The sequence below is a fragment of the Microbulbifer sp. ABE4_465 genome, assembly GCF_056160765.1.
In genome coordinates this window covers 817,952-825,741 of sequence record NZ_JBSWXV010000002.1, presented here as the reverse complement: position 1 = coordinate 825,741, position 7,790 = coordinate 817,952, and the positions used below count along the sequence as shown (strand labels likewise).

The 7,790-nt window shown below is 57.8% G+C and carries 6 protein-coding genes; all 6 read right to left on the bottom strand.

Features of this window, described 5'->3' with window-relative positions:
* Positions 1-117: 117 nt before the first annotated feature.
* The 6 genes from ACXAG1_RS06985 to ACXAG1_RS06960 all read right to left on the bottom strand — a co-directional run bounded on the left by ACXAG1_RS06985 (position 118) and on the right by ACXAG1_RS06960 (position 7,778).
* Positions 118-1,884, bottom strand: coding sequence for a DEAD/DEAH box helicase (locus ACXAG1_RS06985; protein ID WP_475092134.1), 1,767 nt, complete (start codon positions 1,882-1,884; stop codon positions 118-120).
* A 264-nt stretch (positions 1,885-2,148) separates the two neighbouring features.
* Positions 2,149-2,805: a VpsP family polysaccharide biosynthesis protein gene (locus tag ACXAG1_RS06980; protein ID WP_475119336.1), complete on the bottom strand. Its 657-nt coding sequence runs from the start codon at positions 2,803-2,805 to the stop codon at positions 2,149-2,151.
* A 154-nt stretch (positions 2,806-2,959) separates the two neighbouring features.
* A complete protein-coding gene (locus ACXAG1_RS06975; RefSeq protein WP_475119335.1) occupies positions 2,960-3,685 on the bottom strand; it encodes a tyrosine-protein phosphatase in 726 nt (241 codons plus the stop codon).
* Positions 3,682-5,955 carry a GumC family protein gene (locus tag ACXAG1_RS06970; RefSeq protein ID WP_475119334.1) on the bottom strand — a complete coding sequence of 758 codons (2,274 nt, stop codon included), beginning with the start codon at positions 5,953-5,955 and terminating at the stop codon, positions 3,682-3,684. Before ACXAG1_RS06970 ends, ACXAG1_RS06975 begins: the two co-directional genes overlap by 4 nt.
* A gap of 13 nt (positions 5,956-5,968) precedes the next feature.
* On the bottom strand, positions 5,969-6,535 hold the full coding sequence (locus ACXAG1_RS06965) for a polysaccharide biosynthesis/export family protein (RefSeq protein ID WP_475119333.1): 567 nt from the start codon (positions 6,533-6,535) through the stop codon (positions 5,969-5,971).
* Between the two features lie 43 nt (positions 6,536-6,578).
* Entirely contained in the window at positions 6,579-7,778 is a 1,200-nt protein-coding gene (locus tag ACXAG1_RS06960) for an outer membrane beta-barrel protein (protein ID WP_475119332.1), read from the bottom strand.
* Positions 7,779-7,790 lie beyond the last annotated feature (12 nt).

Below are 7,790 nucleotides of genomic sequence, written 5' to 3'. Positions count from 1 at the left end.
GGGAGCGTGTCATCCCGGACTTGATCCGGGATCCAGATGGCTCGGAGTGCGGAGCTTCGCTTCCCTGGATACCGGCCTTCGCCGGTATGACGGGAGTCTGCGCCATGACGCGGGGGCTTAATCCCGCGGTTTTTTCGGCTTGCGTTTCTTGGCCTCGAACGGTGGCTTGCCGCCCTTACCGCTGCCGCCCTGCTCGGCGAACTTGGTGATGTTCATCGGGCGTCCGTTCACGCGCACTTTTTTCAGGTGCTGGAAGATCTCTTTGGGCATGCCTTCCGGCAGGTCCACGGTGGTGTAGTCCGGATAGATCTCAATGCGGCCGATGTAGGAGCTGTCGAGATCCACTTCGTTGGCGATGGCACCCACCACGCTGCCGGGACGCACGCCGTGTTCGCGGCCGACTTCGATGCGGAAACGCTCTTTGCCTTCATCCGGCGGACCTACGTGCTTTTCCTTATCAAACGGCTTTTTATCGCGCTTGTTGCGTTTGCGATCGTCGCGGTCACCGCGGCGGTCATCACGGTCGCGATCATTAAAGTCGCGCTGCTTGGGTTCGCGCTCGTCCAGTAACAGTGGCTGATCGCCCTGGGCCATGGCGGCGAGGGCTGCGGCCACGTCCAGCGGATCCACTTCGTTATCTGAGAGGAACTGATCCACCAGATCACGGAACGGCGCCAGGTCGCCATCCCCCTGCAGCGTGTCGGAAATACGCTGACGGAATTTTTCCATTCGCGAGGCGTTTACCGCTTTCGCAGTAGGCAGCTCCAGACGCTCGATGGGCTTCTTGGTCGCCTTTTCAATCACGCGCAGCATGCGGCGCTCGCGAGGGGCCACAAACAGAATGGCATCACCCTCACGCCCGGCACGACCGGTACGGCCGATGCGGTGAATATAGGCTTCGGTATCGTAGGGAATATCGTAATTGATCACGTGACTGATGCGTTTTACATCGAGGCCACGGGCGGCAACGTCGGTGGCGACCACGATATCGAGACGACCTTTTTTCAGTTTGTCGATCACCTGCTCACGCAGATTCTGCGCCATATCGCCGTTCAGGGCCGCGCTGGCAAAGCCACGGGCGGCGAGCTTGTCGGCAATCTCTACGGTGGCGTTCTTGGTACGCACAAAAATGATGGTGCCATCTACCGGCTCGGCTTCCAGAATCCGGGTCAGCGCATCCATCTTGTGCAGGCCACCCACCGGCCAGTAGCGCTGGCGGATAGTATCGGCAGTCTCGGTTTTCACCTTGATCTTTACGTCCACCGGATTGTCCAGGTGGTCGCGGGCGATTTTGGCGATCTCGCGGGGCATGGTGGCGGAGAACAGCGCAATCTGGCGCTCGTCCGGGATCTGCTCCAGTACCCATTCCACGTCGTCAATAAAGCCCATACGCAGCATTTCGTCGGCTTCGTCGAGTACCAGGGTTTTCAGGTTGGACAGGTCCAGGGTGCCCTTGCGCATATGGTCCATCACCCGGCCGGGGGTGCCCACAACCAGTTGCACGCCGCGCTTCAGCTGCTGGATCTGGCCGCGGTAATCCGCGCCGCCGTAAATCGGGGCAACGTGGAAACCTTTCAGATTGGCCGCGTAGGACTGGCAGGCTTCCGCCACCTGGATGGCCAGTTCACGGGTTGGCGCCAGTACCAGCGCCTGGGGGCGCTTTTTCTTCAGGTCGAGGCTCGCCAGCAACGGGAGCGCAAAGGCCGCTGTTTTGCCCGTTCCTGTCTGAGCCTGGCCCAATACGTCGCGGCCTTCCAGCAGTGACGGAATAGTCTGTGCCTGGATGGGGGACGGGGTTTCGTAGCCAAGTTTGGTGACAGCGTCGAGAATTTCAGCGGGCAGGCCCAACTGGTCAAAACCAGTGGCCGTAGGGGTATCGGTCATATTGGAGTTCACTTGAATGTACATAAGGCCGGGCCGGGCCACAGGACCCGTCAAGGGTAACCATAGCGCACGGCTGAGGATTGCTGGGCAAGGCGAAGAAGCCCATTAATAGCACCGGCTATTTCAAGCTTTTTCAACTCTGAGACAGGGGCCTGTGGCGAGGAGGTCTGCTACCCATTGCGTCTGATGTCCCGATCGTGACCGCACTTGGGCGGTGGGGACAAAAGGCTGCGCAGTCTACCAGTTTGGCAGCAGACTGCCAGTTTATTTTTTGACCGGCAGGCGGTCTTCTAGACCGTAGCGGGTAAATAGCTCCGCAATCTGCTTGCGGACCCGGTGGTCTCCGAGTCCACGCTCTGCGTGGCGCTCGAACAGTGTGCGCTGCTCGCCGCTAAGCCCCTGCCAGCGCGGCACGCCCGCTTGCACCACCGCCAGATGTACTGCCGGCGTGTATGGGCCCAGTTGATCGGCGCGGGCCAGGATCTGATCCAGTTCGGCGTCGAACTCGTTCAGGCGCACCTTTACCTGGGCCATTTCTGCCCAGGACTCTGGCCACAGGGGGCGCAGGGTTGTGGCTTCTTTATAGAGTGCGAGTGCCTGGCGGTAATCTTCCTCGATGACCTGGCCATTGTTGTACGCGCGCCACTCCAGAATTCTGGCTTGCAGGGTAATCTGATAGGGGTTGTCCGGATGCAATCCGTTGGCGCGCTCGATGGCCGCCAGGGTGGTATTCAGAGAAGCCGGCGATGGGACCTTGCCCAGCTTCTGCCAGTAGCGCAGCTGATTTTCCACCCGTAGTACTTCCAGGTGCGCCAGACCATAACGGGCAGCAAAAAAACTGAGCGATAACAGAATAATGATGGCCAGCCAGGAGGCAGTTCGCACCGTGAGGCTGCGTTCTGCAGGCCAGACGGTGGACACTATGCGCGACGCCAGACCTGAACGCCGGCGGGATCGACGCCGACGCCGGCGCGTGCTGGGTTCGGTTTGGCTCGATAGCGTCTGATCCACGTAACTTGTCTGATTCATGGCACCCGGCTCTTGAAAGCTGGCAGTTAGTAAGAATTCACTTCCGTTAGGCGAAGTGAACACCCGCTATTTTACCCGGATTATCCCGCACCAGTTGCCAGGACTTCTCCTCACCAACAACTTCTGCAGCGGCCTGCCGGCCAGCTTTTAAGATTGGTGGTCGGCGCACTTCGTGGTGGGCGTCTGTGGCAAGGATGGTGACCAGGTTCTGTTCCAGTAACTCGATGGCCCGCTGCTGTGCGGGCTCACCAAACTGACCAATGACCGCACCGGAAGTCACTTGAAACAAACACCCCTCTCGCACCAGCGGCAGAACCTTGCTGAAATCCCGAATCACATCTTTGTTGCGTTCCGGGTGTGCAATCATCGGGCGGATTTTCTGTTTGATCAGCCAGCGGATCAGCTGCTCGGTTCCCGGGGGGATATGGCTATGGGGCAATTCCAGCAACAGGACCCGGTCCCCTTCCCACTCACCCAAAAACGGCACCTGCTTCAGCATCACCATATTCAGGATTTCTTCGGAAAGGCGAATCTCTGCGGCCATCCCCAGCTTCAGAGGAATGCCCTGCTCCTCCAGCGCCGCTTGCAGCGTGCGGAAAGCTTTGGTGATGGTGGCGAGGGTATTGGGAAAGCGGCCGGGGTGAATATGGGGGGTAGCAACCACATGAGTGATGCCATCGGCCACCGCGGCGCGGGCCAGGATCAGTGACTGATCCAGGTCCCGGGCACCGTCGTCGATGCCCGGTAGCAAATGGCAATGCAGGTCGATCATGCCGGCTCGAGGTTTTTCTCTTTCGACGATTTACTGGCCGTCGCAGATACGGATTCAGGCGCAGCGCTTTCGTCCGCGCCATAGCCATAACGACCGCCGTAGTAGCCGTAATATTCACCGTAGCCACTGGCTTTGGAAGTCGTGTCCACCTGGTTCAGCACCACGCCATCGAGCTTGGCGCCCACTTGCAGCAGGCGACCGATACCGTCGGTAATAATTTTCTGGCGCGTACTGTCAGACTTCACCACATACAACATGGAATCTGCAACGCGGGAAACCACCAGAGCGTCACTCACAACCTGCGAAGGCGCGGTGTCCAGAATGATCCGATCGTAGGTTTCGCTGAGGGACTCCAACACCTGCGCAAAGCGCGGCGAAGCCAGCAGTTCTTGCGGATTGGGCGGCACGGCACCAGCGGGAATAACGTCCAGGCCACTCTGCTCATCGTGAAAAACACATTCATCCACTGTCGCGCTGCCGGCGATCAGGTTGGAAAGGCCCGGCTGGTAAACCGGCAAGCCAAAATCCTTACCCACCGACGGGCGACGCATGTCCGCATCAATCAGCAGTACCCTTTCCATCTGAACCAGAGAGAACGCCAGGTTTTCAGAAACCGTAGTTTTACCTTCGCCGGGAACCGATGACGTCACAGAGATGATCTTGGCCGGCTTTTCCAGATGCGAAAGCACCAGACTGGTCCGCAGTGTGCGCACCGCTTCGGAGAACTGATGCCGACCACTCTCAAAGAAGGTGCGCAGCCCCAGGCGCTCACCTTTTTCATGATCGACCCAGGGCAACAGACCGATCATGCGCTGAGACAGTTTGTTTTCCACATCGTCGGGGTTGCGCACGCCGTCGTTCAGCGCTTCAAACAGGAAAGCCAGCATGACACCCATCATGGCGCTGACAACCATGGCCAGGGCCACGATCAAACTCTTCTTCGGCTTGGACGGCTGGCGCGGCGCAACCGCCGGATCGACAACACGCGCGTTTGCCGCTTCGAAACTGGACGTTTCGCTGGTTTCTTTAAAACGCGTCAGGAAAGCGTTGTACAGCTGGCGGTTTACATCCGCGTCGCGCTTCAGTTCCTGGTATCGGGTCTCCTTGCGAGAAACCACCTGAAACTCGGCCTTGGCATCGTTCAGTTCCAGTTGCAACGCGCGCTCGTTCGACAGTGCCGCCTGGTACTCACTTTCAATACCGGCCACCAGCTGGCGAACTTCGCTCTGTAGCTTGGATTCCACAGACGCCAACTGATCGTTGGCGGCAATCATTTTCGGGTGCTTGGGGCCGTAACGGCGGGCGAGCTCAGAAACCTTGCGGGAAGCTTCCACTTCCGCGCGCTTCACATCCTGAATCACGCTGTGATTCAGCACTTCCGGCAGGCTCGCCAGGGCATTCACATCGGAGCCTCGCACGGTCACCAGTTCGCGGATACTTGCGGCCTGCTTCAGTTCTTTCCGCGCGGCCAGCAGCTGCTCGGTAATTTCGTTCAGTTCCTGCCGCGCCAGACCGCGCACACCTTCCACATCCACCAGGCCTTCGGCCTCCTGGAATGCTTGCAGGCGCGCTTCAGATTCTTCCAGCTTTACCCGCAATCCATCCAGGCGGCTGTTCAGCCAGCTGGTGGCCTGCTGGGTCATTTCCAGTTTGGCTTCCAGGTGACTGTTGATATAAACCTCAGCCACCTTGTTGGCAATATTTGCTGCAAGCTTGGGGGATTCCGATTCAAAGCTGATTTTAACCAGCTGGGTATTGCGCACCGGCGAGATGCTCAAACGCTCAATAAAAGCATCGGTCACCTGCTGCACTTTCAGCTGGGCCGCTTCCTCTTCGCTCAGTGGTTCCGCCTGGGAAAGAAAGGGCAGCAGAGAGCGCAGGCTAAAACCGCCTTCCTGCTGTTCCGGATCAAATTCCGGATGGGTGGTAAGCCCCATCTGTTCCACCACGCGCTCGGCGATGCGCTTGGATTTCAGGATCTCAAACTGGGTGAGGAAGTATTCCTTGCGGCTGGAGTCCAGCCCGTACACTTCTTCAATCGACAGCGCCTTGGCCTGCTCCGCCTCGATCATCAGGGTCGCCGTGGCCTGATACTTGGGGGTCATGGAAAACACTATCATGGCGGTAAGCATGGTCACCGCGATCGACAGCGCAGCAATGCGCCACTTGAAGCGGTCCACAATGCGCCAGTACTGGCGCAGGTCGATGACTTCTTCCTGAAGCAGTCGCTCCTGATTGTTCAGGTTACCCATATTGGTCTGTGCATTCATGGCTACGACTACCTCAGAAGAAACTCTGTTCGACAGTGACAATATCCCCAGGGCGCAGCAGCGTATTCAGCTCCGCCTTCTCCCGGGATTGACTTGCGTCGTCGCCACGGATAATAAAAATCTTGTTATGGGAAGCCCGCTCGGTGAAGCCCTGGGCCAGTGCCGCCGCTTTACTGATGGTCAGCCCCGGCTGGAACGGGTAGCCGCCCGGCTTTTCCACCTCTCCATTAATAAAGAAGGGGCGGTACTCCAGAATGGAAACGTGCACATTCGGATTGATCAGGTAATCCGGCTTCAAACCATTCACGATCACCGCTTCAAGGCTGGATACCGTCAGGCCAACCACTTTCAATTCACCCAGAAACGGATAATTGATTACGCCGCTATCACTCAGGGTGGTTTCCAGGGTCAGATCCTCTTCCCCATACACACTGATCTGGATCTTATCCCCAGAACCCAGCTGATAGTCTCCCACCGCTTTCAGATTACTTTGCGCAAATACCGCAGCGGAAAAAGCACAAACCACCAACACAACAGCAGCGCGTAAAACGCGCTGCAGGAATGAGGTAAAAATACCCATAAAATTACCGATCAAATAGTCGTTTTTTCTACTTTATTACCGATTACAGAGACGCCTGCAGGCCAATAAAGGTTACGTTTTTGTCGTAGCTGAAGCCGTCCGCTGTGGACTCTTTGTCGGATACAACAAAGCCCGCGTTGAAGGCCAACCAGCGCTGCATCTGGTAGTTGAAGCGCAGGGTACCGGTATTGATATCCTCCACACGCTCAACATTCGCACCCTGATAATCATTGATGGAGTGATCCAGCGTTACCTGGCTGGACAGGCGATCCGCCCAGGCGTGGTGCCAGCTCAGGGTATAGCTTTCCACATCAATAAAGTTGCCCACACCGCTGGTTTCATCACTGCGGCGCGCGGTGTTGAAGTCAAAGGCGCTGTACTCTTTCGGGGTCCAGCGAACACCCACTTCCCAGGCCGGACCGGTGTAGTCTTTACGCTCGGGGCTCACGAAATCTTTGGTGCGCAGACCGACTTTCGCAGTACCGGTGGTCTTGGCAGTACCTTCCCAGGTTACACCCACCTGGTAGCGCATTTCCGCACTGTCCAGCGTCTCGTTGCCTACCGCGGTGTACTCGTAACCCAGCTCGCGACGGCCAACTTCGGCCAGCAACTTGGTTTTACCACCGGCGTTATAGTTGAACGCGATGGAACCGTAATCGGTACCGCGATCGCGGCCGGCGGTGCGCATGCCACCTTCGTAATCTGTGTCCGCGGTGCCCAGTTGCAACTCCAGCTGCCCCTTGGCAGTGGCCGCACCAAACACATAGGTCGCGTTTACGTCATTACTCTGGAAGCGGTCCGGCTCGTTTTGTGCGTTGCCAGCACCCTGAGAAAAACCGGTACCGCGAGGCTCGTGGCCATCGGTAAAGCTGGCCGCCAATGCCAGGCGGTTGCGCGCATTCAGCTCCCAGGCGGCTTCGCCGGAGAGAAAGTGATCGGTGTAGTTATCTTCTTCGCTGTCGAAGTACTCGCCACGCAGCAGTGAGTAGTTGACCATATACACGGAAACGCCGTCGTCTGCAGACAGCAGGAAGTTAGGGTTGATGACTGCCACCAGGCTTTCAATCTCGCCTTCTTCGACGCTGGTGACGTTGTCGTCCTGTTGCAGGTCGAAGTTCAGGGTCGGAGTAAAGTTCACCCCGCTGCCCAGCTTTACCGCAGCGGCCTCCGTTTGTGCCAATGCAGTGCCCGCACCCAGGCTGGTGATCATAAATACAGCCGCAGACAAATTAAGCTTGGTCATGTTTCCTTTCCA

What these genes read in the sequence shown, in the direction of transcription:
- ACXAG1_RS06970 (WP_475119334.1), bottom strand. Translation starts at nt 5,955, where the DNA reads ATGAATGCACAGACCAATATGGGTAACCTGAACAATCAGGAGCGACTG.
- ACXAG1_RS06965 (WP_475119333.1), bottom strand. Translation starts at nt 6,535, where the DNA reads ATGGGTATTTTTACCTCATTCCTGCAGCGCGTTTTACGCGCTGCTGTT.
- ACXAG1_RS06975 (WP_475119335.1), bottom strand. Translation starts at nt 3,685, where the DNA reads ATGATCGACCTGCATTGCCATTTGCTACCGGGCATCGACGACGGTGCC.
- ACXAG1_RS06960 (WP_475119332.1), bottom strand. Translation starts at nt 7,778, where the DNA reads ATGACCAAGCTTAATTTGTCTGCGGCTGTATTTATGATCACCAGCCTG.
- ACXAG1_RS06985 (WP_475092134.1), bottom strand. Translation starts at nt 1,884, where the DNA reads ATGACCGATACCCCTACGGCCACTGGTTTTGACCAGTTGGGCCTGCCC.